This window comes from Ulvibacter sp. 2210JD10-4 (assembly GCF_058148525.1).
Genome location: NZ_JBYVJZ010000001.1, coordinates 16,930 through 43,872 on the forward strand (window position 1 = coordinate 16,930; position 26,943 = coordinate 43,872).

A 26,943-nucleotide genomic window follows, 5' to 3' on the forward strand; every position below is an offset into this window, starting at 1 on the left:
ATGATTATTTTCTGAAAAAAGTTGCCTCAAATGTAGCACTATTTCCCACATTATCTACAACAATTAGCTTCAAATTATTTTCTGTTTCGTTAATTACATTATCGTCAAAATTATAGGTTAAAACGTCTTTTTTGTAATTATATTCCATTAAGATGAATTTTCCGTTTACAGTCGCACGATAGTTACTAATGCCACTTAAATCATCTTCAATCTTTATTTTCAGGGTTTTGTTCTTGCTAACCCATTTTTCATCACTGAAATTTACAGGTTTTATGGAAGGCGGTATAGTGTCCATAGCCAAGATATAGGATCCAAGAGTTCTTGTTCGGGCAGAAAGCTTTTCTCCTTTTCGGAAAGTTGTATTGTAATAAGGTTCCCCTTTATAATTGATCCTTCCCAAATACAGTTTGCCTATGTCTGAAGCATTATAATTAGAAGCATCTACAGTAATGGTTATGTTTTTATGAACAGGTACTACATCTTCATGAAACTTAAGTGTATCTCCTTTAACCTCTATGTCCAAATAAGTATCTTCATACAGGCTATTAGGAGGAATATAGATATTGAACTTCCCTTTCGAAATAGACGTAGCCTGATCAGCATAAATGTAGTCCTCGGTCTCTTTAAAGGTTTTTGCTTTTAAAATAGTATCTTTTTTACCCTCAATGGGGATTGAAATTGTCAACTTATTATTCTTATAATCGGTTATCTGAATTGTATAATTTGATGTAAGGCTGTCTTCAACAGATATATAACCGTTATCAACCTCATTTTTTATAACACTCAAAGGGTTATTAGCCTGTCTAAATAATTTTTGAACACGACTTTTATTGTTCCTCCAGTAGCCATAATCAATAAACCTGTTGAGATAACGGGTTTCATCAAAAGAAAACTTTTCAAATAGCACATTAAACCGATCACTTCCATTATAGGTTGTCTTTATTTCATAAACTCCGTTTTTGTTAGAAGCTCCGTTTTGTTGGTCGTAGGTAGAAACTCCAAAACCAATTTTTCCAAAAGCAGTAATCTTTTCCGACCTATAAGAGCCATCTTTTTGTAAAACAAGCCGCAATTTTTGTGAGTCTTGTGATTGATTCACATGTGCATCATTTCCAATTGGGTATGCAAAGACTGAGCTGACAATAGGTTTTTTAGTATCGGCAATCTCAATTCCGAAAAGCAAAGGATTCATGGGGCGGGAAGCAGCATCACGAATTTCAAAATGTAAATGTGGACCACCACTACTGCCACTATTTCCGGTATAACCAATGACGTCTCCTTTACTTACCTGAAGCAATGTTTCATCAGGAAAAAGCTCGATCTCGTATGTTTCCTTTTTATACTGATTGTCCTTTACATAGTTTCGGATAGGTCCGGCATAGTTTTGAAGGTGTGCATATACAGTGCTAAATCCGTTAGGGTGCTGTATATATAGTGCTTTACCATAACCATAATGGGCTACTTTAATACGTTTTACATAGCCATCTGCCGGTGCGTAAATAGGAAAACCTTCTTTTTGTTGGGTTTTAATATCTAAACCACTGTGAAAGTGATTGCTTCGCAATTCACCAAAACTTCCCGAAAGAATAAGAGGGATATCTAATGGATTTGAAAAGTAATCTTTTGGTATTGCTTTTTGACTGTAGACTGTAACTCCCAAAAAAAACAGTATTAAGATCAATTTTGTAGCCTTCATAAAAATTATAATGCGTTATAGATTAATGGGGAGTAACTATTTTTATTGTGAATGAAATTCAATAATACAAAAAATTATAGAAAAGAGTTGCCATATTTACTCGCGTGTGTTAACTTTGTGTTAGCAGTATTGAAATAAATTTTAATGAGCGACTTATCAGAAATTGTTGATTCTCTTGAAAATAGGATTAGTAAATTGCTTCATAGATATGAAAAGTTAAAGCAAGCTAATCAAAGATTAGAGGAAGAATTAAGAATTTCGAAGTCTGCACAGGATCAATATCAAATTGATATTGAAGAATGGCGTGACAAATACAGCTCGCTAAAATTAGCAAATTCAATGCTTGGCAGCGACCAATACAAACGAGAAACAAAACTCAAAATAAATGCATTAGTTCGGGAAATTGATCAATGTATCACTCAGCTTTCCGAATAAATTGAAACAATGTCAGACCAACTAAAAATAAAGCTATCTATTGCAGACAGGGTTTATCCTTTAACTATTAACCCAAAGCAGGAAGAAGGGCTGAGAAAAGCTACTAAAAAGATAGAAGAAATGATTAAGAGGTTTGAAAAAAGCTATGCCGTAAGGGACAAGCAGGATGTGCTCGCAATGTGTGCATTACAATTTGCTGCCCAGGTGGAGCAAAAAGGAATTGATAAAGAAACAGATACGCAACATATTGAAGAAAAGCTGGAAGCATTAAATCAATTGTTGCACGAACATTTATCATAACGTTCTTTTAAATAAAAGGTTACTGCCTACATTAATATTATTTTTTGGTAAACTCAACACGATTCTTTAAAAAGGGTGAGTTAAAGTTGTAAAAGCGAGCCGTCTTTGAGCGGATACTTGATCAGCTTGTTAGCCCTAAACTTGTTTTTAAGGAGTTTATTCAAAATGCCATTATTAATGTAGGCTTTTTTTTTACACAAAAACAGATCTTAAAATGGACAATATAATAACACTCATTATAGCATCAGTAGTAGGAGTAGTAATTGGCTTTCTAATTGCAAAATTCTTTGAAAGAAATAATGCATCGCAGCTTACAAAGTCTGCAAAAAAGAATGCGGCTTCTATACTTAAAGAGGCAAAGGCTGAAGCAGAGACACTAAGAAAAGATAAGATATTACAGGCAAAAGAAAAGTTTATAGAGTTAAAATCTGAACACGAAAAAGTTATTTTAAGCCGTGAAAAGAAAATTTCAGAGGTAGAAAAACGAGTTAGGGATAAAGAGTCCCAGGTTTCTAATGAACTTTCAAAAAATAAAAAACTGAATGCCGAGGTAGAAACAAAACAAAAAGATTATACAGAAAGGTTGGCTTTTCTGGAAAAGAAGAAAAATGAAGTTGAAAAGTTACACCGAAGCCAGATAGAGCAATTAGAAGTGATCTCCAGCCTTTCGGCAGAAGATGCAAAAGATCAGCTCGTTGAGAACCTGAGGGAAGAAGCGAAGACCAGTGCAATGGCTTATATTCAATCTTCGGTTGAAGAGGCTAAAATGACAGCACAGCAGGAGGCTAAGAAAATTATCATCAACACCATACAGCGTATTGGAACTGAAGAAGCTGTAGAGAATTGTGTTTCGGTATTTAATCTTGAAAGCGATGATGTAAAAGGAAGGATCATTGGTCGTGAAGGGCGAAATATTCGCGCCATTGAAGCTGCGACCGGTGTAGAGATCATCGTAGATGATACTCCGGAAGCTATTATCCTCTCTTGTTTTGACTCGGTAAGACGTGAAGTAGCACGCTTATCATTGCATAAGTTGGTTACAGACGGGCGTATCCATCCTGCCCGAATTGAAGAGATCGTAAAGAAAACCACTAAACAGATCGAAGAAGAAATTATTGAAGTGGGAAAACGAACCGTGATCGACCTTGGAATCCATGGTCTGCAGCCGGAATTGATCAAGGCAGTAGGACGCATGAAATATCGTTCTTCTTACGGACAAAACCTGCTTCAGCACTCCAGGGAAGTTGCAAAGCTTTGCGGAGTGATGGCCAGCGAACTAGGATTAAACCCAAAATTGGCCAAGCGTGCCGGGTTATTACACGATATAGGTAAGGTACCGGAAACTGAAACTGAAGTGCCTCACGCGATTTTAGGAATGCAATGGGCCGAAAAATACGAAGAAAAACCGGAAGTGTGTAATGCCATTGGAGCCCACCACGATGAAATAGAAATGACGAACCTGTTATCACCAATTGTACAGGTTTGTGATGCTATTAGTGGTGCCAGACCCGGTGCCAGAAGACAAGTACTGGATTCTTATATTCAGCGATTAAAAGATCTTGAAGATATTGCTTTTGGGTTTGGAGGCGTAAATAAAGCTTATGCTATTCAAGCCGGACGTGAATTACGGGTAATGGTAGAGAGTGAAAAAGTGAGCGATGAAAAAGCCGCGCAACTCTCATTTGAAATTTCACAAAAAATTCAAACGGATATGACATATCCGGGGCAGGTAAAAGTCACCGTAATACGAGAAACACGGGCAGTGAATATAGCAAAATAAAAAAAGCCTCCTGATGGAGGCTTTTTTATTAAGATGAGCGTCATATTTCTTTCCTGGGATGAAATTTATTGATAACCTTAGCGAGATGCGATTTATCGATATGAGTGTATACTTCAGTTGTAGTAATACTCTCGTGACCTAGCATTTGTTGGATAGCACGAAGATCGGCTCCTCTTTCCAATAGATGTGTAGCAAAGGAATGCCGGAATGTGTGTGGGCTAATATTTTTCCGGATAGCAGCTTTTTCCGCCAGTTGTTTTACAATAGTGAAGATCATGGCACGAGTTAGCGATTTTCCTCTTCGGTTTAAGAAAAGTGTATCATTTGCCATTGAGTGAATGTCTTGATGTTTTCGGATTTCATTTCGGTAGAGATCAATATACCTTACCGTAATATCTCCAATGGGTACAAAACGTTGTTTATCACCTTTTCCAGTTACTTTAATGAACCCTTCTTCAAAAAAGAGGTCAGATATTTTTAGATTTATTAATTCTGAAACCCTTAATCCACAGCCATATAAGGTTTCTAAAATGGCACGATTGCGTTCTCCTTGTGGTTTGCTTAGGTCTATGGCAGCAATTAGCGTATCAACTTCTGAAGGAGACAGTGTGTCCGGTAATTTACGTGCAATTTTTGGGCTTTCTATTAATTCTAAGGGATTCGTATTTCGGTACTCTTCGAAGATCAAATAATTAAAGAATCCTCGCAACCCTGAAATAATACGACTTTGTGATTTTGGATTTACTTCTTTGGCTATAGCATATATAAATTGTTGTACAGTTTCTTCATTAATGGTCTCGGGAGAGACAGAAACAGTATTTTCATCTAACCAATTTATTAGTTTATTGATATCTAAAGAGTAGTTGGATATCGAATTTTCAGAGAGTCCTCTTTCTATCTTCAGGTAGTTTTTGTAATCGGTTACAGCTTGTTGCCATTTCATAAAGAGGAACTTATTTATTCAAGTATAACAAAAATACAGTTAAAAATAATTAATGGTATTATACGTTTTACAGTATATTTGTAACCTAATTTTAAACTTATTATTCATGAGAAAACTAATTTTCTTTTTTATCGCAACATTTGTAGTTACTTCAGTATCTGCACAAGGACTTGACTTAGGTATTAAAGCAGGAGCCAATTTTGCTAATATTACTGACGCTTCAGGCCTTTCAAATAAAACAGGGTTTGTTTTTGGAGCATTTGCAGGAGCGAAACTTAATGATAAGCTGGGGATACAGGGTGATTTGCTGTACTCGCAACAAGGAGCTGAGTTTAACGGTGGAGAAATAGACCTTACTTATGTAAATGTACCTGTTGTATTGAAGTATTTCGTAACTGAAAACTTGAATATCCAAGCCGGCCCTCAATTTGGATTTGTTGTAGATGATAATGTCAAAGAAGTTTTTAACAACCTGGCTGAAGCCGAATCATTTGATCTTACAGGGGTTATAGGTGCCGGTTATGAGTTTCCTTTTGGTATTCGTGTAAGTGGGCGTTATCATTTTGGTTTGACGGACATCACTAAGTCTACTGCGGCAACAGATACAGAAACTGCCGGAACAAGAGCTTTAGAATCTTCCTCAGGAAAGAATACAGTGATTACTTTAGCGATTGGATATTCCTTCTTATAATTTTATATAAACTTAAATTTTTAAAAGGCAGAAGTTTTACTTCTGCCTTTTTTATTTGTGGTTTCATTGTAAATGATCCATAATTAATTAATATACAGTATTTTAAAATATTTTTGTAATTTTACTAGACAACTAATTAAATTTAAATTATGAGAAAACTATTCTTTTTTGCTGTTTTAGCCATATTTGGTATGACAGAATCCAGTGCACAGGGAGAAGCATCTACCGGGGGCTTTCACTGGGGAGTTAAGGCCGGTGCAAATTTTTCATCTGTTAGTGGGGATGATGTCAACGATGTTGATAGCCGGACAGGTATACAAATTGGAGGTGTTGCCAGTTTTGAAGTTACTGAACTCTTCTCTGTCCAACCAGAAGTTGTCTACTCCATGAGAGGATGGAAAGATGGTGAATTCACGATCAAAGTAGACTATGTAGATGTTCCTATTATGGCTGATTTTGAAATTATCGAAGGCTTAAGCCTTCAGGGAGGGCCACTTTTAGGTTTTAATCTTTCTGCTAAAGTTGAAAATGGAGATGGAGATGAAAACGATATTGAGGATATTTCGACACTTAATATTGGAGCTGCTATTGGAGCACAATATGAGCTACCTCTGGGAGTATTCTTTAACATTCGCTACGATATGGGCTTTAATGATGTTATAGATAATGAATTTGATGCAAAGAATTGTAACCTTGCAGCCTCTGTTGGCTTTATGATCCAGTAATTACCTTAACAGATCTGGATACTTTACATAAAAGGAAATAGCTGAGTTGTACAACTCAGCTATTTTTATTTGAGAATATGTGTGCAAGATATATTGAGTATCTACGTCCCGCATGATCACATAATCATATCTGCGAAAAAAATCGCATTTATCTTGAAGATTAAACAAAATTTATATATTTTTGAAAGTGCGAAAATAATTGCACTTATCATTTAAATAATAATGACAAAGACAAATTACTTAAACTTAAGCAAACGAGAGAGGCAGATCATGGATATCCTTCATCAACTTGGAGAAGGAAGTGTCAATGAAGTTTTGGAGAAATTAATGGACCCCTCGGGATATAATTCTATCCGGATGTTGATGAATATTCTTGAAAAGAAGGGATATCTAAAACATAAATCGATCAAAAATAAATACATCTATTTCCCTACTTTAAAAAAAGAAGTAGCTAAAAAATCTGCTTTAAATCATCTTATGGAAACTTACTTTGATAAATCAGCACCAAATATAGTTTCTACTTTATTAACGGATAAAAAAATTACCGAAGAGGATTTGAATGAAATTAGCAAAATGATAGAAGAGGTTAGAAACAATCAAAAAGAGCAATGAATACTTATATAATTTCCTCATCAGAAATTTTCTTTATGGATTGGTGGTTAAACATCGCCATCAAGACTACCTGTATTCTTTTTTTTGTTTTATATCTGTCTCGATTATTAGTAAATATAACTGCCAAATTACGATATCAATTATGGAAAGGAACCTTTCTACTATTGATTCTTATCCCTTTTATTGGATTATTACCAACCGTTAGTACAGTTTTTTTAAATCCAACAGAAAACAATTTTCAAATTAATTCGGAGTTGCCAATCCCTTATGCCAACATTTTGAAGAATAATGAACTAGAGTTAGGTAATTCTATCAATATAAAGGCATCAACCCCAGAAAAAGCAACCACATCTTCTCTTGGAAACCTAAGTATGATAAATTATTTATGTCTTTTTTGGATTATAGGTACTATTTGTTTTTTAGTACTAATTGTATTTGAATTCTATTTTCTTTCTAAAATAGTAAAACAGAAACGATACATAATACCTGAGAGCTGGTCTTTACAAATACAAAATGCCCAACACCAAATTGGAGTTTCCAAAACACCATCTATTGTTGTTTCAAAATACGTAGGCACTCCTTTGGCTTTCTGCCTGTTTAGAAAAAGCTATATTCTTATGCCTATAAAATCATTGGATTGGAAAGAAGAGCAAATCAAAATAGCATTTTTACATGAGCTTGGACACCTTATTCAAAAGGATTTACTTATCAACCCTTTTGTTCAGATTGTTAAAGCTATTTATTGGTGGCATCCTCTAGTCTGGTTAGCGGTCAATAAAATTCAGTTAGAATGTGAAGCTAGTTGTGATGAGTTAGTCTTGAAAAGCGGTGTGAACAAAGTAGATTACGCTCAAAGATTGACAGAAATAGCGAGAAATATCTATAACTCAACATTTAGTTTATCAAAAGTAGCAGTTCCTATGGCAAAAAGCACACAACTAAAAGTTCGGATTTATCGTATTCTAAAAGAAGTGAACCCATCTTTACACAAAAAGTCTTGGCGAAATGCTAAAATATTACTCTATATAGCATTACCAATACTTTTCTTAAATTTTACCTATACACCGAGTTCCATTGAGAAAAAAACAGAAGTTAGGCTCATTAAGCAATTATCAAGTTCAAATGATATTATAAAAGCAAAAGCGGCAAAAGCATTAGGTGAACTAAGGTCTCCTGCATCATACAATCAATTGGTAAAGGCATTAAAGAACAAAAACCCGAAGGTTCGAGCTACAGTAGCTTGGGCACTGGGACAAATTCAAAATCAAGAGGCTGTTTCCGTATTATTACCACTAATAAATGACCAGAATGACTGTGTTAAAGAGTGGGCTTTGTTGTCGCTTGGAGAATACGGCACCAGTGAGTCTTTTAATTCTGTTCTTCGAATTCAAGGACACCTTAATCCAGAAGTCCGTAAGGCCACATTATGGTCGCTTCATCAAATAGGCTGTCTACCTTCTTTTTATTATATCAGCCAACATCTCCAGGATGAAAATATGGAAGTACGTTTACTTGCCGAAAAATTATTAAACGATTTTCCAAGGGAAAAATTACGAAAATGGTTACTCTCTCCCAGAAATGAAAAACAAAATAGATGGGTTTATGAACATTTTTTAGGATTGAAAAACCTTGGAACTACTAATTTATTTGTAGAAAGCTTGACTTCAAATGAAAAAGAACAAGATGCACTATTTAACATTATTCTGGAAAATTCTGATATTGAAGTATTAGATGAAATATATCAAAAGATAGATAATTTACGATGATCAATGCAAAGCATATTTTTTAAAAAATAAAAAATTTTTAATTACTAATGCGAAATTTTTCGCACAATAACATACAAAAATGAAAAGATTCCAACACATTAAGTCCATTCTTTTATTAATGAGCCTAATTTCTTGTGTTACTAGTGTGACACTTGCTCAAAGTATATCATACCCAAAAGCCCAACAAATATTTGCGAAAGAGGATTATCATGGAATAAAAATTACAGATCCTTATCAATGGATGGAAACCGTTAACACTGAGCCTGTGCAATCATGGATGAGAGCACAGGATGAAACGATCAATAATTTTTTAGATAATGAAACCACAAATAGATTAATTAAAAGTAGGATGAATCGGTTTGGTGAAACAGGTAAGGGATATTCTGTACCTATTAAAGGTGGGGAATATTATTTCTACGGGGTTCAGAATCCAGGACTAAATCATCCTATTCTTTATACTAAAAAAGGACTGGACAATCAAGCTGAACTATTATTGGATATGAACAAAGAATTGGTTGGTGAAGAGACTTTTGGTGGTTTTTCGGTTTGTCCAAATGGGAATTTTATAGTTCTTTTAATAAGGGAAGGCCAGGCCAGTTATGGTAAGCTTAGAATACTTAATATTAATAAAAAGGAATGGTACAAAGAAGAATTGACAGGTGCTGCTTCTCCTAATATTGGTTGGACTTATAACAACGGCTTCTATTATATTCATTATGGCGAGTCAGAAACTCTAAATAAAAAGGAAGCTTCTCCACATTCTATTATTAAATATCACAAAATAAATTCTTCTCAAAACGAAGATATCTTAGTCATGGAGGCTACAAAAAAGAAAGAAGAAGCTCTTATGCTATTTTCTATAAGCAGCTCTCATGATTTTAAGCATTTAGTGGTAAATACTCAACAAGGAAGAAGCGATAAAAATTTGCTTCATCTAATCGACACCAAAAATCATTCAAAAATTGCATTGGTTGAGGTAATGGAAGACATGTTCAATTATGTTGGGAGTAAGGGTAATCACTTCTATTTTTATACCAATAAAAATGCACCGAATGGAAAAATAATTGCAATTGATAAAGAAAATCCAAATACCTCTAACTGGAAAACTGTTATCCAAGAACGGAAAGAAGTACTTGCCGGAGGTAGTACTGCAGGGGGTAATGCAATGAATTTTATTGGCGAGAAGTTTACATTACTTTATAGAGAAGGTACTCACACTCAAATTCTTGTTTTTGATTTGAAAGGTAAATTGGAGCATATCATTCCACTTGAAACCGGATGGGTTGGTTCAGGATTAGTGGGCAGATCTGATGGCAATGAGGCTTGGTTTTCTTTAAATACGTTTTTGTCGCCCAATAGTGTTTATCGCTTGGATTTAGAAACTGGCCAAGCGGAAATATTCTTTGATAGGGGATTGGCTATTAGCCGTGATGATTATAAAGTAGAAAACACGTATTATGAGAGTAAAGATGGCACCAAAGTACCAATATATATATGTTATAAAAAAGATATTAAACTGGACGGTAAAAATCCGGTATTTATTTATGGTTACGGATTTGGCGGTTGGGTGGCTACTCCATGGTATCAACCACAAATGCTTACGTTTTTAGAAATGGGAGGCGTTTATGTGCTCCCTGGCATTAGAGGAGGAGGTGAATATGGTGATGCCTGGAGAGATGCCGGAATAAAGTTTCATCGCCAAAATGCAATTGACGATTATATAAGTGCCGCAGAATTTTTAATAAAGAAAAAAATTACTTCTCAAGGCTTGCTTATTGCTAACGGTTGGAGTGCTAGTGGTTCACTAGCTGCTGCGGTAACTATGCAGCGCCCCGATTTGTTTGGAGCAGCCCTTATTGGAATTCCGTCATTGGATATGCTTCGATACGAAAAATATACTGCTTTTAAAGGTTGGACAAGCGGGTATGGATCAGTAGAAAATAAAGAAGAGTTTTTAAACCTATATAAATGGTCTCCATATCATAATATAAAAACAAATACCTGTTATCCTCCAATGCTAGTTACTGTAGGTGAAAAGGATCCAACTACACCTCCACAGCACGGGTATAAATTTATAGCAGCTTTACAAGCTCACCAGCGTTGTGATAATCCCACTTTATTAAAAATAGTTTGGGGTGGAGGTCATGGTTTTGGGATTACTAATGAACAAACCATAGAAACAAAGTCCCAAGAGATCGCTTTTTTAGTAAAGGTATTTGATTTGGATGTAGAAAAGTTAAAATAATAACAGAACATCTTGTAGAGATATAGCCTTGGAATCATTTATTTTCTGAGGCTATTTTTATTCATATATTTGAAAAATGAAAATCATCATTATTAACGGCCCTAACTTAAACCTTCTTGGTAAACGCGAAAACGATATCTATGGGGATGAGTCTTTTAATGATTTCTTTAACCGAATTCAGGAAAAATATAGTGATGTGCAATTATCCTGTTATCAGTCCAATATAGAAGGGGAGTTGATCAATAAACTGCAGGAGGTTGGCTATTCGTATGATGGAATCATTTTAAATGCGGCTGCGTATACACATACGTCCGTTGGAATAGGTGATGCTGTAAAAGCAATTGAAACGCCAGTGGTGGAAGTACATATTTCCAATACTTTTTCAAGAGAAGAATTTAGACATACTTCCTTTATTTCTCCAAATGCCAAAGGCATAATCCTTGGTTTCGGTTTACAGAGCTATGAGCTGGCTTTGCAAAGTTTCCTAAAGAAATAATATGAAAAAAACTTACTTCAACTGGAGTACAGGAAAAGATGCCGCTCTGGCTCTTTATTATTTAATCTCTAATTCTGAATACCAGGTTACTAAACTAATAACAACAGTTAATAGTGATTTTAAAAGAGTTTCCATGCACGGGCTTAGAGAATCCTTGTTGGATGCTCAGGCAGAAAGCATAGGTATTCCTTTGCAGAAATTATATTTATCTGGAGCTATTTCAATGGACGATTATGATCTAGCCATGAAAGAGTTCACAGAAGCATTAGTAGCTCAAGAGTACGAGTATAGTGCTTTTGGAGATATTTTTTTACAAGACCTGAAAGAGTATCGTGAAGACAGGCTGGGAAGAGTAGGTTTAAAAACAATTTTTCCTCTGTGGATGAAGGACACACGTCTATTGTTGACAGAACTTCTTTCATTGGGTTTTAAAGCGATTACTGTATGTGTAAATGCAAAATTACTGGATGGATCTTTTGTTGGCAGGATAATAGATGAGTCCTTCATACAAGATCTTCCGGAAAATGTTGACCCTTGTGGAGAGAATGGAGAGTTTCACACTTTTGTTTTTGATGGCCCTATATTTAAAAAGCCAGTAGATTTTGTAGTAGGAGAGAAGGTGCTTCGTTCTTATGACCTTTCAGAAAATGATGATGATACTTGTTTTGCAGATAATACCAAAAGTTGGGATACTCAATTCTGGTATTGTGACCTGCTTCCCAAATAGCAAAAAAGCGATTCGGTATAGAATCGCCTTTTTATAATTAAGAATACTATTTTATTATAAGTGGATCACCTCACCGTAAGCGTCTGCTACAGCTTCCATAACAGCTTCACTCATGGTTGGGTGTGGATGAATTGCCTTTAGAACTTCATGACCTGTTGTTTCTAATTTACGCCCTAAGACTGCCTCAGCAATCATATCGGTTACTCCTGCACCAATCATATGACAGCCTAGCCATTCTCCGTATTTTGCATCAAAGATCACTTTAACGAATCCATCTTTGGTTCCGGCAGCACTTGCTTTTCCACTTGCTGAAAAAGGAAACTTCCCAACTTTTAACTCATATCCGGCTTCTTTTGCCTGTTTTTCGGTCATTCCGACACTGGCAATTTCTGGTGTAGCATACGTACAACCAGGGATGTTTCCATAATCAATTGCTTCTACATGCATTCCGGCAATTTTTTCAACACAGGTGATCCCTTCAGCAGAGGCAACATGTGCCAATGCAGGGCCGGGAACTACATCTCCAATTGCATAATATCCGGGAATATTAGTCTGGTACCAATCATTTACCATAATTTTATCACGGTCGGTTACAATTCCAACATCTTCAAGACCAATATTTTCAAGATTGGAGGTGATACCTACTGCAGAAAGTACCACTTCTGCCTCTAAGATCTCTTCTCCTTTTTTAGTCTTTACTGTAGCTTTTACTGTTTTCCCTGAAGTATCCAGTTTTTCAACCGAAGAAGATGTCATTACTTTGATCCCTGCTTTTTTGAAAGACCTTTCAAATTGCTTTGAAACATCTTCATCTTCTAATGGTACCAAGTGGGGTAAATACTCAACGATTGTTACATCTGTACCCATCGCATTATAAAAATGAGCAAACTCAACACCTATGGCACCACTACCCACCACAATCATACTTTTAGGTTGCTTTTTAAGCGTCATTGCTTCACGATAGCCAATCACTTTTTTTCCGTCTTGTTTCAGATTAGGTAATTCTCTGGAACGGGCCCCTGTTGCTATGATGATATGGTCTGCAGTGTACTCATTGCCATCTACTTCTACTTTTTTTCCTGGTTTTATTTTTCCGAAGCCATTAATCACATCAATCTTATTTTTCTTCATTAAAAACTGAACACCTTTGCTCATACCATCTGCAACATCTCTGCTACGCGCAACAACTTTGGTAAAATCTTTATCGGCATCCTTTACAGTTAGGCCGTAATCCTCGGCATGTTTTAAATAATCAAAAACCTGCGCACTTTTAAGAAGTGCTTTTGTAGGAATACACCCCCAATTAAGGCAAACGCCACCCAAGCTTTCTTTTTCAATGATCGCAGTTTTAAACCCCAATTGTGAAGCTCTAATTGCAGTTACATATCCTCCCGGGCCACTTCCTAAAACTATAATATCGTATTTACTCATCTTCTAAATTTAAGTGCATAATTTGAAGACACGAAATTACAAAATGAAAGTGGAACGAAGAAGAGTAGTTTGATTTTTTCCGATCAAAAACCTACAAATTAGCTACAATGTAACCTCTTGCAGTTTTACGGTGGTATTTTCCGTTCCAGCGATAATACCTCTTTCCTTTTATAACGACCACTTTATGATTTCGAGGCGCTTTTTTAACAACTACTACATTGGTTTCGGGAACTGTTTTCGTTGTAACAACCCGGGTTGCACATGAAGAAAATGTGAAAATACTAACGGCAAAAAGAAAATAAAACTTTTTCATAACTACATTGTTCAGTGTTTGCAGTTTGACTGAAAAAGTAGCTAAAAGGTTTAATTATTTTTTTTGAAAATCTACCGAAAGGGAATTTACACAGTAGCGTTGCCCGGTTTGAGTAGGGCCATCGTTAAATACATGCCCCAGGTGACTGCCACAGTTAGAACAAAGAATCTCAGTACGGATCATCCCGTGACTGGTATCTCTAATGTATTCCACAGCACCTTCTATTGCCTCATCAAAAGAAGGCCAGCCACAGCCACTGTCAAATTTAGTATTACTTTGAAACAGGGGTGTTTTGCAAGCACCACACCGATAGCTTCCTTTATCAAAATTCAGGTTGAATTCACCTGTAAAAGGACGTTCGGTTCCTTTTTCACGTAAAATACGATAGCGTTCGGGCCCTAGTTCTTTGAGCCATTCAGCTTCTGTTTTGCGAACAGGATATGTTTTATTTGTCATTTTTTTTCGGAATAAAATTTAAAGCTGCCCCATTAATACAATGCCTTTTACCGGTTGTATCTCTTGGACCGTCATCAAATACGTGCCCCAGATGTCCACCACAAGTAGCACAATGCTCTTCGGTACGGGCATATCCTAAATTGTAATCTGTTGAAAAAGCTACATTTCCTTTGATCTCACGGTCAAAACTCGGCCAACCGGTACCACTGTCAAACTTGTGGTCACTTTTAAACAAGGGAGTGTTACAAGCCGCGCAAACATAAGTGCCCGGTTTATAATTTTTGTTGAGGTCACTGGAAAACGGACGCTCGGTCCCGGCTTTTCGTAAAACATAATATTGCTTTTCGGTAAGCTCCGCTTTCCACTCAGCTTCTGTTTTGGTAACGGGGAAAATTTTAGTTTCCTTTTTATCTTGTGCTGAAGTATTACAGCTAAATAGTACAAAGGCTACTATCAATAAACAGATTTGTTTCATTTTTTAATTAATTTTTTCAATTTGATGCGTTTCAATTTGCAGGTTTCGTAACAAGGTATCCATCGTTAAGTTAGCCGAAGCAAATTCTGAAGGAACTACTGCAATACGGAAAATTTGGTCGTTGGTGAATTCACTTCCTAACGACGAGAGGTTGAAATTTCCTTCAATAAATAGCCCAACATCTACAAATGTATGATTAAACACGTATTGAATAATGTCTCCATTACCATTCTGAAAAAATATGTTCTGAGGCAAGGGACTCCAAACATCAACAAATTCCCCACCTATATTTTCTTGCCCTTCAAATCGATATACTAAAATTGCATCACTTTCAAATACTTCTATTCCATTTGGTATAATGATAAATGGTGTAGAAAATGTATTGGAGGCAGCATTATATTGAAAATTTACATTTGTTTCAAAAACCTGTCCTAGAATATTGATGCCCGGCTCTCCCTGGGGCCCGGGATCTCCTTCGCAAGATGTAAATAATAATGCGGTAGTTAAGGCAAAAAATAAAAGTATGTTTTTCATGATAAGGTGTTTTTTTGAAGTTGTTACAAAAGCCGTTCCATTTATACTTGTAAAGCGTTTTTGTTTGAATTTCTTTCAGTATAATACCTTTTTTGGCTTTATTTTTCGACTCTTTGTCGAAAAGGAAAATTTAAAATCTATTTTGTATAGCTTTTAAATATACTAAACGGATTATGTCCTTATTTTCGCGTAGAACTTCCCTTAATCTTTAACTTAACAATTTTTCTTATGAAAAGTACATTGAAATTATTACTATTATTTTTTGGTTTATTTGTTCAAGCTTCGATTTCCCAAACATTAAGTATTTCAAATATGCAATACATAAATGGGACTCCTATTTCCTCCGGAGAGCCTATAGAAATAGATGCTGGTGGAAGTTCAAGAATTCAATTTAGTATAAACCTTAACAACTCTGGAGGTGTAGAAGGAACATTAACGGTTTATACTAAAAAGCATTCTTCTGGCTCAACATCACAACAAGGTGGTTCTGAAACTGTTTTCAGTGGGAATACATCGTTTTTATCATCTAGAGACATAACTCTTTATGGTGATTTCTTTTACGAAACTGGGGGAGTCTTATATGCAGAATTTATGACTGTAGGAGGAATTTCCTACACAAGTAGCAACTATAGCATTGAAGTAATTGGTAGTAGTACAAATAGCACCCCTCCAATTACTTATAATCAAATTTCATCTGGACAATTTCTCTATCTAGGAGATACTCCAGAATTAATTTATGGGACTACTCCTACTGGAGGAAATGGTTCATATACCTACAGGTGGTTTAAAAGAGTTTCAAACAACTCCTCTTGGATTCAAGTTCCTAATGCCTTTAATAAAGATTATTTGCCACCAAATAATATCACTCAAAAAACCTACTATATTAGGAGTGTAACTTCTGGAGGTATAGCCATGGGAAGTAACTTACATACTATTTCGTATGTAAGTAATGATGAAAATATAATAACTGGTAATCAGACCATAGATTCTGGAGATACTGCGGATAATATTGCCGGTTCTGATATTCTTGCTAGAAGACAAACTTGGTATAAATATACTACATATTGGTCAGTTTATAGACATCAATCTTCTACAGTTTGTAATCCAAATCCATTAAGCCAAACAACATCTTTTAAAAGAGTTACAACATATTTTGACGGTACGACAAGTACAAGTAATGTTTTAAAGATTAACTTAACAAACAATGCTATTTTGTACAATAGCAATTCTTGTATCATTGAAGGATCTATTCCTTTAGGAGCATATGGTCCAGGATCTTATACATATCAATGGTATCAACGCTCTGTTGGAGGTAATTGGAGTAAAATTAATGGAGCAGTAAGTAAAAATTTTAATCCACCCACGTGTAGTCCTAACAGTACAGTTCAATATAAAAGAATTGTTAAATCAGTTAGCCCAGGAGGTAGCCCATCTATAGAGAGTGACGATTTTTCTGAAAATACTAGATTAGCAGCAGATTTGGGATATAGCAGCAATTTTGTTGAAATTTTAGGCTCGTCTCCTTCAGAAGAGGTTAATGATTATGTTTTTTTTCAGACATACCCTAATCCTTCAAAAGATGGTAAAATAAGTATAAATCTTAGATCTATAGAAAATATAGCAAATTTTGCAGAAATAACACTTTATAGTCTTTCTGGGATAAAACTCTTTGAAAAGAAATTAAAAATTGATAGTGAATCATTTATAAAAAGTATTGATTTATCGAATTTTGAGAGCGGAGTTTATTTGTTAAAAATTACTTCTAACGGTAATACCTTTACAGAACGATTAATTCTTGAATAATAAATCCCAGATAATAAAAGCCGTTTATAACAAGTTTGTATAAGCGGTTTTTTTGACTTTATTTTTGAACTTTTTGTCGAAAAAAGAAAATTTAAAATCTGTTTTGTACAATTTTTGAATAGACTAAACAGATTATATCCTTATTTTTAAAGTGTAATTAAAAAACAACTAAGATGAAACTTAAGAAAATACTTTCTGTTATAGCTGTCATATTTTTTGCGGTAGCTTGCACTACTAATCCTTTTACGGGCAAAAAAACTATGGCGCTTGTACCCAATTCGCAGATCTTTCCAATGGCATTTCAGGAATACAATAATTTTTTAACTGAAAATGATGTTATCAAAGGAACTGCAGATGCACAAATGATAAAAAATGTCGGGCAGAAAATTGCCGCAGCATCAGAGCGATGGTTGACAGCAAATGGTTATGCAGGATATTTAAAAGATTATCAATGGGAATATAATTTGGTGAAAGACCCTGCTGTAAATGCATGGTGTATGCCAGGAGGGAAAATCGTTTTTTATACGGGAATTTTACCTATTACTAAAAACGAAGCCGGAGTAGCAGCAGTTATGGGACATGAAGTTGCCCACGCACTTGCAAATCACGGACAACAGCGTATGAGTGCTGCACAGTACCAGGCATTAGGTGCGGTAGCCGGAAACATTGCTTTGAGCAAGGATCCAAAGAATCAGGAAGCCTTTAATAGGTATTATGGTTTAGGAAGCACTGTTGGAGTTATGTTGCCTTTTAGCAGAAACCATGAAAGTGAAGCAGATAGAATAGGCTTAACGCTAATGGCAATAGCCGGTTACGATCCAATTGTCGCTGCAGAATTGTGGCAACGCATGAAGGCTAACGCAGGTGGAAATGCGCCTCCAGAATTTTTAAGTACACACCCTTCAAGTGATACCCGAATCAATAATATTACAAGTTGGGCACCCGAAGCAAAGGCGGAAGCCAGAAAATTTGGAGTTACCACTTTTAGAAAGTAACCACTTTTAAAAAAAATTATTTACTACTTTAGATGCTGTCAATTTTGGCAGCATCTTTTTTACATATATATTCTATGGCTAACCTACCAAAGGGAAGTAAAAAACTATTAAATGCATGGGCATTTTATGATTGGGCTAACTCGGTTTATAGTTTGGTAATTGCTTCAGCGATATTTCCTATTTATTATCAAGCACTATTTAATACCGCTAATATTGAAACAGTAACTGTTTTTGGAGGTGCTATTCGCAGTACACCATTGATCAGTTATACGACTGCGGCTGCTTTTCTATTAGTTTCAATAATATCACCCATACTTTCAGGAATTGCAGATTATGTTGGTAATAAGAAAATATTCATGAAATTTTTCTGCTACCTGGGGGCTTTATCGTGTATTGGGTTATACTTCTTTGACCTTGACCGTATTTATATAAGCTTACTTTTTTACTTTTTTGGACTGGTAGGTTTTTGGGGAAGTTTGGTATTTTATAATTCCTATTTACCAGATGTTGCCTTTGTCAAAGAACAGGATAGAATTAGTGCCAAAGGGTACTCCATGGGTTATATAGGTAGTGTTCTGTTACTTATTTTCAATTTGATAATGGTAATGAAACCAGGTCTTTTTGGCTTAGGCGAAGGAGATGCCGCAAGTATGAAAGCAATGCAAATTTCATTTATTACTGTAGGTGTTTGGTGGATTGCGTTTAGTCAATATTCTTTTTATCACTTACCAAAAGGAGTTTCCTCCGGACATAAGGTTACGAGTAAAGTACTGTTTAATGGCTTTAAAGAATTAAAAGGGGTTTACAATTCCCTTTCGGAAAATAAAAAATTAAAGCGTTACCTGGCTGCATTTTTCGTATATAGTATGGCAGTGCAAACCGTGATGCTGGTTGCTACTTATTTTGGTGAACAGGAAATTTCTTGGGGAGGATCAGATGAGAAAACCCTGGGGCTTATTTCGAGTATTTTAATAATTCAATTGGTGGCAGTAATAGGGGCTACAGTGACTTCCAGGTCTTCGGAAAGGTTCGGAAATATACCAACACTTATTGTTATCAATGGTATTTGGGTGGCTATTTGTATAGTTGCCTATTTTATTGAAACACCGCTTCAGTTTTATATTACGGCAGGAGTAGTAGGCCTGGTTATGGGAGGCATACAAGCATTATCTCGCTCCACATATTCAAAATTTTTACCGGAAACTACAGATACAACCTCATACTTTAGTTTTTATGATGTCGCTGAAAAAATAGGAATTGTTATTGGAATGCTGATTTATGGAGTTATAGATCAAATTACCGGAAGTATGCGAAACTCAGTATTATTTTTGGTCGTATTCTTTGTAATTGGTGTAATTTTACTGGCCAGAGTCCCAAGAAAATATAGTAAATAGACAATTTTTACTTATGTTTGCGGTTATTACCAAAGAAAACTTACTTACTTATGAAAAAATTTCAACTTTTAGGTTGGTTGCTTGTTGCCTTTCTTGCATTCCAATTTACTTCTTGTGATAATGAGCCTTTGGAGGGAACTTTTGTTCAAGGGGAAGATCCTGTGGCCGCAGAGGGAGAATTTATAGCTAAGGTCAATGGATTAGATTATTTGGCAGAATCTGCCAGTGGAGTTCTTACAGAAACCACTTTGGTGATTACCGGTATAAAAAGTACTTCGGGGGAGACTATTACTCTTTCGGTTGAAGAAGCTGCCCTAGGAACTTTCAATTTAACTGCCGGACTTACAACACAAACCTTTGGTTCATATATAGATTCTGAAACTCAAAGCAATCCGTATATTACCCTGGCCGTCTTGGGAGGGAATGGGCAACTTGTCATTACTGAAATGGATGTTGACGCCCAAACGGTGTCCGGAACCTTTAGCTTTGTTGGTGCTCGTGCGGCATTAGACGGGGACGGAAACCCCATTCTAGATGGCAACGGAAACCCTGTAATTGAAACAGTTGAAATAACTGACGGATCATTTAATACAATCCCATATACAATTGATGGGGGTAATGGAGGGGAAAACCCTGAGAATTCGTTCTTTGCTAATGTTGACGGGGAAGAATTTGTTGAAACCACATTGGAAGTCACACAAACGACCGTAGGCGGTATTCCTATGCTAAATATTGTTGCTACCAATGAAACCGGAGGGCTCATTAGAATAGACCTTCCTGAAGATCTTGGAATAGGAACTTTTAGCTTTGAGTCTATTTCTAATGGAACCGAGCTTATTGCGATGTATAATGCGAATACCGGAGGAGAAAACTTAACATCGTCACCCGGAACAATAACCATTACAGAATATGGAGCTACTACCGGTAGAATAGTTGCTACCTTCTCTTTCACAGCAAAAGACCCTCTTGGAATAGATCCTACGATTGTCGAAATCACAGATGGAGAATTCTTTATTGACTTTATAGATAATACAAGTGAAATCACCGATACATTTGAAGCTGAAGTAGACGGGGAGATGTATACTCCGAATACCGTTGAGGTAGTACAGACCACTGTTGATGGTGTGCCAATTGTTTTTATTACCACTGAAGACCAAACCAATAAACAATTTATTAGATTAAACTTTCCGCAGGATGTTGAAGTAGGGAATTATAGCATGGTCACTGCAAATGTTACCGGAGAAGAAGTTGTAGGTCTGTTTATTCCGGATACCGAAAACCCCAGAAACTTTAATTCTACTTCGGGGACTTTATCGATCATAAGCTATGATGTTATCAGTGGAATTATTGAAGCTACATTCAATTTTATAGCAATTGATACCACTGGTATAGACCCAACAATCTATGAAGTATCAAATGGAGCATTTATTATTCAATTAGATTGATATTAAAATATAGCATTGAAAAAGCCGCTGTGAAAGCGGCTTTTTTTATGATCTGAGATAGGTGTTGGAATTACATAGATTTGATAGTTCCCGAACCGGAAACTTTCGTATCGCTTCTTTCAGGATTACCCGAATAGCGAATGTCACCTGATCCATTTACACGACCTTTTATACTGTTCTTGACAGCTATTCTTATATCCCCGGAACCCGATACGTAAGCTTGAGCATTTTGTGAGGTCAATGAAGATCCTTTAAAATCTCCGCTGCCACTTACTTTAACTTCGACATCTTTTGTGTTTCCTGAAAGTTCCATATCACCCGAACCTGTTATTTTAGCATCTATTAGGTTCGCTTCCACAGCCAAAACAATATCTCCGGAACCGGTAACAGATATTTCAAGTTCATCACTATCAATTGTATCTTTAGAATCAATATCCCCGGATCCTACTAAAGCTAGTTCAGAAATATCTTTGAATGGAACGGTAACATGAATTCCTTTTTTAGTCCTTAGATTGGTATTCCTTTCGGTTCTAATTACAAGTGTATTGTTGTCTTTTACCTCAATTACAATATATTCATGTAAGTTTTCATCTGTTTTTACGGTAATAGTTCCTTCTGTACCTTTTTCCAGATGTACATCCATGGAACCTACTACTTTTATAGCATCGTAATCTGAAGTGTTTACTGTTTTGGTAACAACATTTCCGTTACCTTGCACTTTTTTATTTCCCCATTGGGCAGTCATTTCAGAAAAACCTAATAGAGATAAGGTAATTGCAAATGTGAATTTAATTAGTGTGTTCATTTTGTTGATACTTTTTTAAGTTAGTTTTTTATAAAGGTTACTCCTCCATAGTCGGATTCAATATCTATTGTATTTCCAGAATCTTTAGAACCGTGATATCCGGAGATCAATTTTTGGCTGCCATCTTTATGGCTTTTAGTTACAGTGACATTATCTTCACCTTTAAAAGAGGCATACGAAAGCTCAAGCTTGAAATTGAAATTGTAAGCATTGTCGAATCCTAATTTAATACCTGTGTAATCTGCCCTGATAGTAACATCTTTTGAAGAGCCGGTCAGTCTTTCCACAGAAATAGAGCCATAATCGGTATTGAGGTTCAAAGACCCATTTACGGTACCAAAACGATTGCTTACATAGTCTCCTCTTCCGGTTATGCTGGCAGCTTTTTTGATGACCACTTTTCCGTAGTCACAATTGTAATTAACATCTTTGGCTTCATTAACTTCCGAGCGGGTATAATCTGCAGTGAGTTCTAGATTGCCTACTTTATCGAGTGTGAACCCGGAATAATCTGCATTGATCTTTCCATTCTTCATATAATCGATAGTTGATTTATCGGTATAATCAAAAGAAAGGTAATTATCATCCCCCATTAGCTCACCTATTAATAGTTGTCCATAATCGCAGCTTATTTTTGCATTTCCTTCTAATCTGTTGATGTTTATGGCACCATAATCATTGTTAAGGTCTACAGAGTTTGTAACAGGAAGTTTGATTTTATAGTTAACTTCCATAGCAACGTTGCTATGCTTGTTTCCCCACCAGCTCCAGGAATTTCCTTTTTTTCCTCCAAAATCGGTTTTGGCAGTTACCAGGGAAGCAGTACCGGAGAAGTCTATTGTAATTTCGTCCAGTTTCTTTTGTACTTTTTCTTCATTATTGCCATTGGTTTTAATATGAACTTCAATGACTGTCCTGTTTTCATTCCAAGTTACAATGTCTACATTGCCATAACTGTTGTTTACGCGTAATTCTGCATTAGCATTGACAGTAAATTCTTTTTTTATGGTCTTTTCTTTTGTATACTTTCCTTTAAACTTTCCGTGATATGCAAATACAACAGCCGGAACTAGTAAAAGAAATAATAATGATTTAAATTGTGGTTTCATCTTTAGTGTTATTTAGATTTTTAACTTCTTCTATGGTTGAAATTACTTGTTCTAGTAAATCGATTCTATTTTGAAAGTTGGAGATCATCGCATAAATTACACGTTTGTCATTACCACTTTCCACAAGATCAATTTTCAATTTTTGGTATTGTTTTTCAAGAATTTCTAATTGTACTAGAGCATCGTCGACAAGTGCTTTAGTTTCAGGAGCATCAAAACTTTTCAGGGTTTCTAACTCCTTATTGATGGTTGAGGTAAAGAATGTTTGGGTTTGCTCCATTTCGGGTGAAATACTTGCCAGTTCTGCTTCCGTTGCATCGCTCTTGGTTAGGAACGTAAGCCCCAATCCAATTACAATCATAATAGATGCAGCAATAGAAAGTGGTTTCCACCATTGGTTCTCTTTTTTGACCTCTTGCTTTTCAGCATTTAATCTGTCCAAAAACCTTTTTTGATGCCCGGTTGGCGTTTCATGTACATCAAATGTACCTTCCAAACTTTCAAATAGTGTATTTAGGTTATCTTTATTCATAATTTTCAACTAATTTCTTTCGTAAACTTTCTTTGGCTCTGGAAATAAGTGTTCTGCAATTAGCATAACTTATTTGTAAAATTTCACATAGCTCTTGATAATCATAACCTTCAATAAAATGAAGTGTCAAGATATTTTGATAACTATCGTGTAGGTCGTCTATACAGGAAAGCACTTGTTTTGCTTTTAATTGACTGTGATCTTCTTCTGTAAAGCCATTCGGTGCAGATTCAACTTCTGTTTCCGGGATGCCTTTTTCTGAAATTTCCACAAATTGTTGTGACCTTCGGTATTGCGAAATACTGTTGTTCACGACAATTTTTTTTAGCCAAGATCCAAAAGAAGCTTCGCCTTTAAAAGTGTGTAGCTTATCAAACGCTGTTATAAACGATTCCTGCATTACATCTTCCGCTTCAGCAGTATTTTTTACAATACGCAGTGAAGTGTTATACATAGCATGCTGGTAGCGGTTGTAAACTTCAACTTGTGCTAACTGATTTCCTTTCTGACAAAGAACGAGTAACGTATCTATATTTTTATTGGCTAGTGGCAAAAAAACAATTGTTTAAACTAAAGATGATACAAGTTAAGAATTGTTACACTTGACTTAAAAAAAATTGTACTAATGGCACAACTCTTGACTTATAGTGTTGAAGATACTACTGAAAACAATAGGTTTTAGCAGTATTCCATAAAAATTATTAAAAAATTAATATACATGAAACATTGTAAGCATTACTTTTAATGACACAATGTCGTAAACTATTATATGGCTAAAACAAAATTAACAACGATAGACAGTTTGTCATTTCAAGAATTGAAAGGAGATGCAGAGTTAATTCCATTGATGACACCCGAAGATGAAGATGCGATGAACAGGGAAGAACTACCGGACATCCTTCCTATTCTACCACTTCGTAATACAGTATTGTTTCCGGGAGTTGTTATTCCTATTACTGCAGGGCGCGATAAATCCATTAAACTAATTAACGAGACCAATAAGGGCAATAAAGTGATAGGGGTTGTTTCTCAAAAAGATGAGAGCAAAGAAGACCCTGAGTTGGCAGATATCAATACAATTGGTACCGTTGCTCAAATTTTACGTGTCCTTAAAATGCCAGATGGTAACACCACGGTTATTATCCAGGGGAAAAAGCGGTTTGAGGTTGCTGAAGTGATTACGTCGAACCCATATATGACGGCAACGATCCGGGAAGTAGCAGAAGCGAGCCCTGCCAAAGAAAATGAAGAATTCAATGCTATTATTGACTCTATCAAGGAAATGGCATTAGAAATTATAAAGGATAGCCCAAATATTCCTTCGGAAGCGGCTTTTGCCATTAAGAATATAGAAAGCAATTCGTTTTTAATCAACTTTGTTTCTTCCAATCTTAATATTTCAGTAGAAGAAAAGCAAAAGTTATTAGAGATTAACGATTTGAAGGATCGTGCTCTTGAAACACTTCGATATATGAATATCGAAATTCAAAAACTTTCACTCCGTCAGGATATTCAGTCTAAGGTAGAAAGTGATATCAATCAGCAACAGCGTGAATACTTCTTGCATCAGCAAATGAAGACTATTCAGGAAGAACTGGGAGGTAATTCTTCCGAAGCTGAAATTGAAGAAATGCGCGCCCGTGCAAAGACCAAAAAATGGAAGGAAGATGTTTCAAAACATTTTGACAAGGAGTTAGCCAAACTGGAACGTATGAATCCGCAGGTGGCCGAATTCAGTATACAGCGTAATTATTTGGATTTGTTACTGGAATTACCATGGAATGAGTTCAGTAAAGATAAATTCGACCTTAAACGTGCCAGAAAGATTCTTGACCGCGATCATCATGGTTTGGATGATGTAAAACAACGTATCGTGGAATACCTGGCTGTTTTAAAACTACGAAACGATATGAAGTCGCCTATTCTTTGTTTATACGGACCTCCGGGAGTGGGTAAAACCTCTTTGGGTAAATCTATTGCCGAAGCATTGGGTAGGGAATACGTGAGAATGTCCTTGGGCGGACTACGTGACGAGGCTGAGATTAGAGGGCACCGTAAAACCTATATTGGTGCGATGCCGGGTCGTATCATTCAAAGTCTAAAGAAAGCCGGAACCAGCAACCCTGTGTTTGTACTGGATGAGATCGATAAGTTATCTGTTGGAAATCAAGGAGATCCTTCCTCTGCAATGCTTGAAGTTTTGGATCCCGAACAAAATCATGCGTTTTACGATAATTTTTTAGAGTTAGGTTTTGACCTTTCAAAAATATTATTCATCGCAACAGCAAATAGTTTGAGTACGATTCAGCCTGCATTACGGGATCGTATGGAGATTATAAATGTTTCCGGCTATACTATTGAAGAAAAAGTAGAAATAGCGAAACGACATTTACTTCCAAAGCAATTAAAAGAGCACGGATTGGCCAAAGAACATCTGGCTATTGGGAAACCACAGTTAGAGAGAATCGTGGAAGGATATACCCGTGAAAGTGGTGTTCGTGGACTGGAAAAGCAAATTGCCAAAATGGTACGTTATGCTGCTATGAAAATTGCCATGGAAGAAGCATACGATACTAAAATCACCAACGAACTCATTGTAGAAGTATTGGGAGCTCCTAAGATGCTTCGTGATAAGTATGAGAACAATGATGTGGCCGGTGTAGTTACTGGATTGGCGTGGACACGGGTAGGAGGGGATATCCTATTTGTTGAATCTGCACTATCGAAAGGAAAAGGACAGTTGACCATGACCGGAAACCTGGGAAAAGTAATGAAAGAGTCTGCTACTATTGCGTTGGAGTACATAAAATCGAATGCAGATTTATTGGATGTTACCCCTGAGGTTTTCGAAAAGTACGATGTACACGTTCACGTTCCGGAAGGTGCTACTCCAAAGGATGGGCCCAGCGCAGGGATCACAATGTTAACATCGCTGGTGTCACTCTTTACACAGCGTAAAGTAAAGAAAAGCATTGCTATGACAGGAGAGATTACATTGCGTGGTAAGGTTCTTCCTGTAGGAGGAATAAAAGAAAAGATATTGGCTGCTAAACGAGCCCATATAAAAGAAATCCTGCTATGTGAAGATAACAGGAGAGATATAGAAGAAATCAAACCCGAATATTTGAAAGGTTTAAAATTTCACTACGTAAAAGAAATGAGTGATGTTTTAAATTTGGCCTTGACCAAAGAGAAAGTAAAGAATGCTAAGAAATTATAGGTAGGAATCATTTCT

General features: G+C 36.0%; 26 protein-coding genes and 1 other RNA gene. 16 read left to right on the forward strand and 11 right to left on the reverse strand.

Annotation, left to right across the window (positions count from 1 at the left end; translation table 11 throughout):
• Positions 1 to 4 precede the first annotated feature (4 nt).
• Positions 5 to 1,696, reverse strand: a complete 1,692-nt coding sequence (locus tag ACY2RT_RS00095; protein ID WP_490153833.1) for a M23 family metallopeptidase — start codon at positions 1,694 to 1,696, stop codon at positions 5 to 7.
• Between the two features lie 144 nt (positions 1,697 to 1,840).
• On the opposite strand from ACY2RT_RS00095, the gene ACY2RT_RS00100 reads away from it, so the two are divergent.
• The 4 genes from ACY2RT_RS00100 to rny all read left to right on the forward strand — a co-directional run bounded on the left by ACY2RT_RS00100 (position 1,841) and on the right by rny (position 4,211).
• Complete coding sequence (locus tag ACY2RT_RS00100) at positions 1,841 to 2,131, forward strand: hypothetical protein (RefSeq protein WP_490153834.1); 291 nt, start codon at positions 1,841 to 1,843, stop codon at positions 2,129 to 2,131.
• A gap of 9 nt (positions 2,132 to 2,140) precedes the next feature.
• Entirely contained in the window at positions 2,141 to 2,431 is a 291-nt protein-coding gene (locus tag ACY2RT_RS00105) for a cell division protein ZapA (RefSeq protein ID WP_490153835.1), read from the forward strand.
• 51 nt (positions 2,432 to 2,482) lie between these two features.
• Positions 2,483 to 2,589, forward strand: a non-coding RNA gene (ssrS, locus tag ACY2RT_RS00110) — 6S RNA.
• Between the two features lie 56 nt (positions 2,590 to 2,645).
• Positions 2,646 to 4,211, forward strand: a complete 1,566-nt coding sequence (rny, locus tag ACY2RT_RS00115; RefSeq protein ID WP_490153836.1) for a ribonuclease Y — start codon at positions 2,646 to 2,648, stop codon at positions 4,209 to 4,211.
• Between the two features lie 40 nt (positions 4,212 to 4,251).
• On the opposite strand, the gene xerD is transcribed toward rny, so the two are convergent.
• Positions 4,252 to 5,154, reverse strand: a complete 903-nt coding sequence (xerD, locus tag ACY2RT_RS00120) for a site-specific tyrosine recombinase XerD (RefSeq protein ID WP_490153837.1) — start codon at positions 5,152 to 5,154, stop codon at positions 4,252 to 4,254.
• A 106-nt stretch (positions 5,155 to 5,260) separates the two neighbouring features.
• On the opposite strand from xerD, the gene ACY2RT_RS00125 reads away from it, so the two are divergent.
• From ACY2RT_RS00125 to ACY2RT_RS00155, 7 genes are all read left to right on the forward strand, one after another.
• Positions 5,261 to 5,845: a porin family protein gene (locus ACY2RT_RS00125; RefSeq protein ID WP_490153838.1), complete on the forward strand. Its 585-nt coding sequence runs from the start codon at positions 5,261 to 5,263 to the stop codon at positions 5,843 to 5,845.
• 149 nt (positions 5,846 to 5,994) lie between these two features.
• Positions 5,995 to 6,570 (forward strand): porin family protein, encoded by a 576-nt coding sequence (locus ACY2RT_RS00130; RefSeq protein ID WP_490153839.1) that lies wholly within the window; start codon positions 5,995 to 5,997, stop codon positions 6,568 to 6,570.
• A gap of 222 nt (positions 6,571 to 6,792) precedes the next feature.
• Complete coding sequence (locus ACY2RT_RS00135) at positions 6,793 to 7,182, forward strand: BlaI/MecI/CopY family transcriptional regulator (protein ID WP_490153840.1); 390 nt, start codon at positions 6,793 to 6,795, stop codon at positions 7,180 to 7,182.
• A 35-nt stretch (positions 7,183 to 7,217) separates the two neighbouring features.
• Positions 7,218 to 8,948 carry a M56 family metallopeptidase gene (locus tag ACY2RT_RS00140; protein WP_490154913.1) on the forward strand — a complete coding sequence of 577 codons (1,731 nt, stop codon included), beginning with the start codon at positions 7,218 to 7,220 and terminating at the stop codon, positions 8,946 to 8,948.
• A 79-nt stretch (positions 8,949 to 9,027) separates the two neighbouring features.
• Positions 9,028 to 11,193 carry a prolyl oligopeptidase family serine peptidase gene (locus ACY2RT_RS00145; protein WP_490153841.1) on the forward strand — a complete coding sequence of 722 codons (2,166 nt, stop codon included), beginning with the start codon at positions 9,028 to 9,030 and terminating at the stop codon, positions 11,191 to 11,193.
• A 76-nt stretch (positions 11,194 to 11,269) separates the two neighbouring features.
• Positions 11,270 to 11,689, forward strand: coding sequence for a type II 3-dehydroquinate dehydratase (gene aroQ, locus ACY2RT_RS00150; RefSeq protein WP_490153842.1), 420 nt, complete (start codon positions 11,270 to 11,272; stop codon positions 11,687 to 11,689).
• A 1-nt stretch (position 11,690) separates the two neighbouring features.
• On the forward strand, positions 11,691 to 12,416 hold the full coding sequence (locus ACY2RT_RS00155; protein ID WP_490153843.1) for a Dph6-related ATP pyrophosphatase: 726 nt from the start codon (positions 11,691 to 11,693) through the stop codon (positions 12,414 to 12,416).
• A 54-nt stretch (positions 12,417 to 12,470) separates the two neighbouring features.
• Here the strand turns inward: ACY2RT_RS00155 and lpdA are convergent, their stop codons facing one another.
• The 5 genes from lpdA to ACY2RT_RS00180 all read right to left on the reverse strand — a co-directional run bounded on the left by lpdA (position 12,471) and on the right by ACY2RT_RS00180 (position 15,625).
• Positions 12,471 to 13,847, reverse strand: a complete 1,377-nt coding sequence (lpdA, locus tag ACY2RT_RS00160; RefSeq protein WP_490153844.1) for a dihydrolipoyl dehydrogenase — start codon at positions 13,845 to 13,847, stop codon at positions 12,471 to 12,473.
• A gap of 91 nt (positions 13,848 to 13,938) precedes the next feature.
• Positions 13,939 to 14,160, reverse strand: a complete 222-nt coding sequence (locus tag ACY2RT_RS00165) for a DUF6515 family protein (RefSeq protein ID WP_490153845.1) — start codon at positions 14,158 to 14,160, stop codon at positions 13,939 to 13,941.
• Between the two features lie 54 nt (positions 14,161 to 14,214).
• Positions 14,215 to 14,616, reverse strand: a complete 402-nt coding sequence (msrB, locus tag ACY2RT_RS00170) for a peptide-methionine (R)-S-oxide reductase MsrB (protein WP_490153846.1) — start codon at positions 14,614 to 14,616, stop codon at positions 14,215 to 14,217.
• On the reverse strand, positions 14,606 to 15,091 hold the full coding sequence (msrB, locus tag ACY2RT_RS00175; protein WP_490153847.1) for a peptide-methionine (R)-S-oxide reductase MsrB: 486 nt from the start codon (positions 15,089 to 15,091) through the stop codon (positions 14,606 to 14,608). The genes msrB (ACY2RT_RS00170) and msrB (ACY2RT_RS00175) overlap by 11 nt, the downstream gene beginning before the upstream one ends.
• Before the next feature lie 3 nt (positions 15,092 to 15,094).
• Positions 15,095 to 15,625: a collagen-like protein gene (locus tag ACY2RT_RS00180; RefSeq protein ID WP_490153848.1), complete on the reverse strand. Its 531-nt coding sequence runs from the start codon at positions 15,623 to 15,625 to the stop codon at positions 15,095 to 15,097.
• Between the two features lie 228 nt (positions 15,626 to 15,853).
• On the opposite strand from ACY2RT_RS00180, the gene ACY2RT_RS00185 reads away from it, so the two are divergent.
• The 4 genes from ACY2RT_RS00185 (at position 15,854) to ACY2RT_RS00200 (ending at position 21,262) form a co-directional block, all read left to right on the forward strand.
• A complete protein-coding gene (locus ACY2RT_RS00185; protein WP_490153849.1) occupies positions 15,854 to 17,428 on the forward strand; it encodes a T9SS type A sorting domain-containing protein in 1,575 nt (524 codons plus the stop codon).
• 173 nt (positions 17,429 to 17,601) lie between these two features.
• Positions 17,602 to 18,423: a M48 family metallopeptidase gene (locus ACY2RT_RS00190; protein ID WP_490153850.1), complete on the forward strand. Its 822-nt coding sequence runs from the start codon at positions 17,602 to 17,604 to the stop codon at positions 18,421 to 18,423.
• 74 nt (positions 18,424 to 18,497) lie between these two features.
• Complete coding sequence (locus tag ACY2RT_RS00195) at positions 18,498 to 19,817, forward strand: MFS transporter (RefSeq protein WP_490153851.1); 1,320 nt, start codon at positions 18,498 to 18,500, stop codon at positions 19,815 to 19,817.
• Between the two features lie 50 nt (positions 19,818 to 19,867).
• Complete coding sequence (locus tag ACY2RT_RS00200; protein ID WP_490153852.1) at positions 19,868 to 21,262, forward strand: DUF6252 domain-containing protein; 1,395 nt, start codon at positions 19,868 to 19,870, stop codon at positions 21,260 to 21,262.
• Positions 21,263 to 21,332: 70 nt separating this feature from the next.
• On the opposite strand, the gene ACY2RT_RS00205 is transcribed toward ACY2RT_RS00200, so the two are convergent.
• The 4 genes from ACY2RT_RS00205 to ACY2RT_RS00220 are packed head-to-tail and all read right to left on the reverse strand — an operon-like array spanning position 21,333 to position 24,261.
• A complete protein-coding gene (locus tag ACY2RT_RS00205) occupies positions 21,333 to 22,067 on the reverse strand; it encodes a head GIN domain-containing protein (protein ID WP_490153853.1) in 735 nt (244 codons plus the stop codon).
• A gap of 20 nt (positions 22,068 to 22,087) precedes the next feature.
• Positions 22,088 to 23,176 carry a hypothetical protein gene (locus ACY2RT_RS00210; protein WP_490153854.1) on the reverse strand — a complete coding sequence of 363 codons (1,089 nt, stop codon included), beginning with the start codon at positions 23,174 to 23,176 and terminating at the stop codon, positions 22,088 to 22,090.
• A complete protein-coding gene (locus tag ACY2RT_RS00215; RefSeq protein WP_490153855.1) occupies positions 23,160 to 23,708 on the reverse strand; it encodes a hypothetical protein in 549 nt (182 codons plus the stop codon). The genes ACY2RT_RS00210 and ACY2RT_RS00215 overlap by 17 nt, the downstream gene beginning before the upstream one ends.
• Complete coding sequence (locus ACY2RT_RS00220) at positions 23,701 to 24,261, reverse strand: RNA polymerase sigma factor (RefSeq protein WP_490153856.1); 561 nt, start codon at positions 24,259 to 24,261, stop codon at positions 23,701 to 23,703. Before ACY2RT_RS00220 ends, ACY2RT_RS00215 begins: the two co-directional genes overlap by 8 nt.
• Before the next feature lie 216 nt (positions 24,262 to 24,477).
• On the opposite strand from ACY2RT_RS00220, the gene lon reads away from it, so the two are divergent.
• The gene (gene lon, locus ACY2RT_RS00225) at positions 24,478 to 26,928 is read left to right on the forward strand and encodes an endopeptidase La (RefSeq protein ID WP_490153857.1); all 2,451 of its coding nucleotides are present in this window, start codon (positions 24,478 to 24,480) and stop codon (positions 26,926 to 26,928) included.
• Positions 26,929 to 26,943: the final 15 nt, after the last annotated feature.

Excerpts from the sequence above, each read along its gene's own strand:
- rny (WP_490153836.1), top strand. The coding sequence starts at position 2,646 with ATGGACAATATAATAACACTCATTATAGCATCAGTAGTAGGAGTAGTA.
- ACY2RT_RS00155 (WP_490153843.1), top strand. The coding sequence starts at position 11,691 with ATGAAAAAAACTTACTTCAACTGGAGTACAGGAAAAGATGCCGCTCTG.
- ACY2RT_RS00105 (WP_490153835.1), top strand. The coding sequence starts at position 2,141 with ATGTCAGACCAACTAAAAATAAAGCTATCTATTGCAGACAGGGTTTAT.
- ACY2RT_RS00200 (WP_490153852.1), top strand. The coding sequence starts at position 19,868 with ATGAAAAAATTTCAACTTTTAGGTTGGTTGCTTGTTGCCTTTCTTGCA.
- ACY2RT_RS00210 (WP_490153854.1), bottom strand. The coding sequence starts at position 23,176 with ATGAAACCACAATTTAAATCATTATTATTTCTTTTACTAGTTCCGGCT.
- ACY2RT_RS00195 (WP_490153851.1), top strand. The coding sequence starts at position 18,498 with ATGGCTAACCTACCAAAGGGAAGTAAAAAACTATTAAATGCATGGGCA.
- ACY2RT_RS00185 (WP_490153849.1), top strand. The coding sequence starts at position 15,854 with ATGAAAAGTACATTGAAATTATTACTATTATTTTTTGGTTTATTTGTT.
- msrB (WP_490153846.1), bottom strand. The coding sequence starts at position 14,616 with ATGACAAATAAAACATATCCTGTTCGCAAAACAGAAGCTGAATGGCTC.
- ACY2RT_RS00135 (WP_490153840.1), top strand. The coding sequence starts at position 6,793 with ATGACAAAGACAAATTACTTAAACTTAAGCAAACGAGAGAGGCAGATC.
- ACY2RT_RS00190 (WP_490153850.1), top strand. The coding sequence starts at position 17,602 with ATGAAACTTAAGAAAATACTTTCTGTTATAGCTGTCATATTTTTTGCG.
- ACY2RT_RS00145 (WP_490153841.1), top strand. The coding sequence starts at position 9,028 with ATGAAAAGATTCCAACACATTAAGTCCATTCTTTTATTAATGAGCCTA.
- ACY2RT_RS00180 (WP_490153848.1), bottom strand. The coding sequence starts at position 15,625 with ATGAAAAACATACTTTTATTTTTTGCCTTAACTACCGCATTATTATTT.
- lon (WP_490153857.1), top strand. The coding sequence starts at position 24,478 with ATGGCTAAAACAAAATTAACAACGATAGACAGTTTGTCATTTCAAGAA.
- ACY2RT_RS00125 (WP_490153838.1), top strand. The coding sequence starts at position 5,261 with ATGAGAAAACTAATTTTCTTTTTTATCGCAACATTTGTAGTTACTTCA.
- msrB (WP_490153847.1), bottom strand. The coding sequence starts at position 15,091 with ATGAAACAAATCTGTTTATTGATAGTAGCCTTTGTACTATTTAGCTGT.
- ACY2RT_RS00100 (WP_490153834.1), top strand. The coding sequence starts at position 1,841 with ATGAGCGACTTATCAGAAATTGTTGATTCTCTTGAAAATAGGATTAGT.
- ACY2RT_RS00215 (WP_490153855.1), bottom strand. The coding sequence starts at position 23,708 with ATGAATAAAGATAACCTAAATACACTATTTGAAAGTTTGGAAGGTACA.
- ACY2RT_RS00205 (WP_490153853.1), bottom strand. The coding sequence starts at position 22,067 with ATGAACACACTAATTAAATTCACATTTGCAATTACCTTATCTCTATTA.
- ACY2RT_RS00165 (WP_490153845.1), bottom strand. The coding sequence starts at position 14,160 with ATGAAAAAGTTTTATTTTCTTTTTGCCGTTAGTATTTTCACATTTTCT.
- xerD (WP_490153837.1), bottom strand. The coding sequence starts at position 5,154 with ATGAAATGGCAACAAGCTGTAACCGATTACAAAAACTACCTGAAGATA.
- aroQ (WP_490153842.1), top strand. The coding sequence starts at position 11,270 with ATGAAAATCATCATTATTAACGGCCCTAACTTAAACCTTCTTGGTAAA.
- ACY2RT_RS00140 (WP_490154913.1), top strand. The coding sequence starts at position 7,218 with ATGGATTGGTGGTTAAACATCGCCATCAAGACTACCTGTATTCTTTTT.
- ACY2RT_RS00095 (WP_490153833.1), bottom strand. The coding sequence starts at position 1,696 with ATGAAGGCTACAAAATTGATCTTAATACTGTTTTTTTTGGGAGTTACA.
- lpdA (WP_490153844.1), bottom strand. The coding sequence starts at position 13,847 with ATGAGTAAATACGATATTATAGTTTTAGGAAGTGGCCCGGGAGGATAT.
- ACY2RT_RS00130 (WP_490153839.1), top strand. The coding sequence starts at position 5,995 with ATGAGAAAACTATTCTTTTTTGCTGTTTTAGCCATATTTGGTATGACA.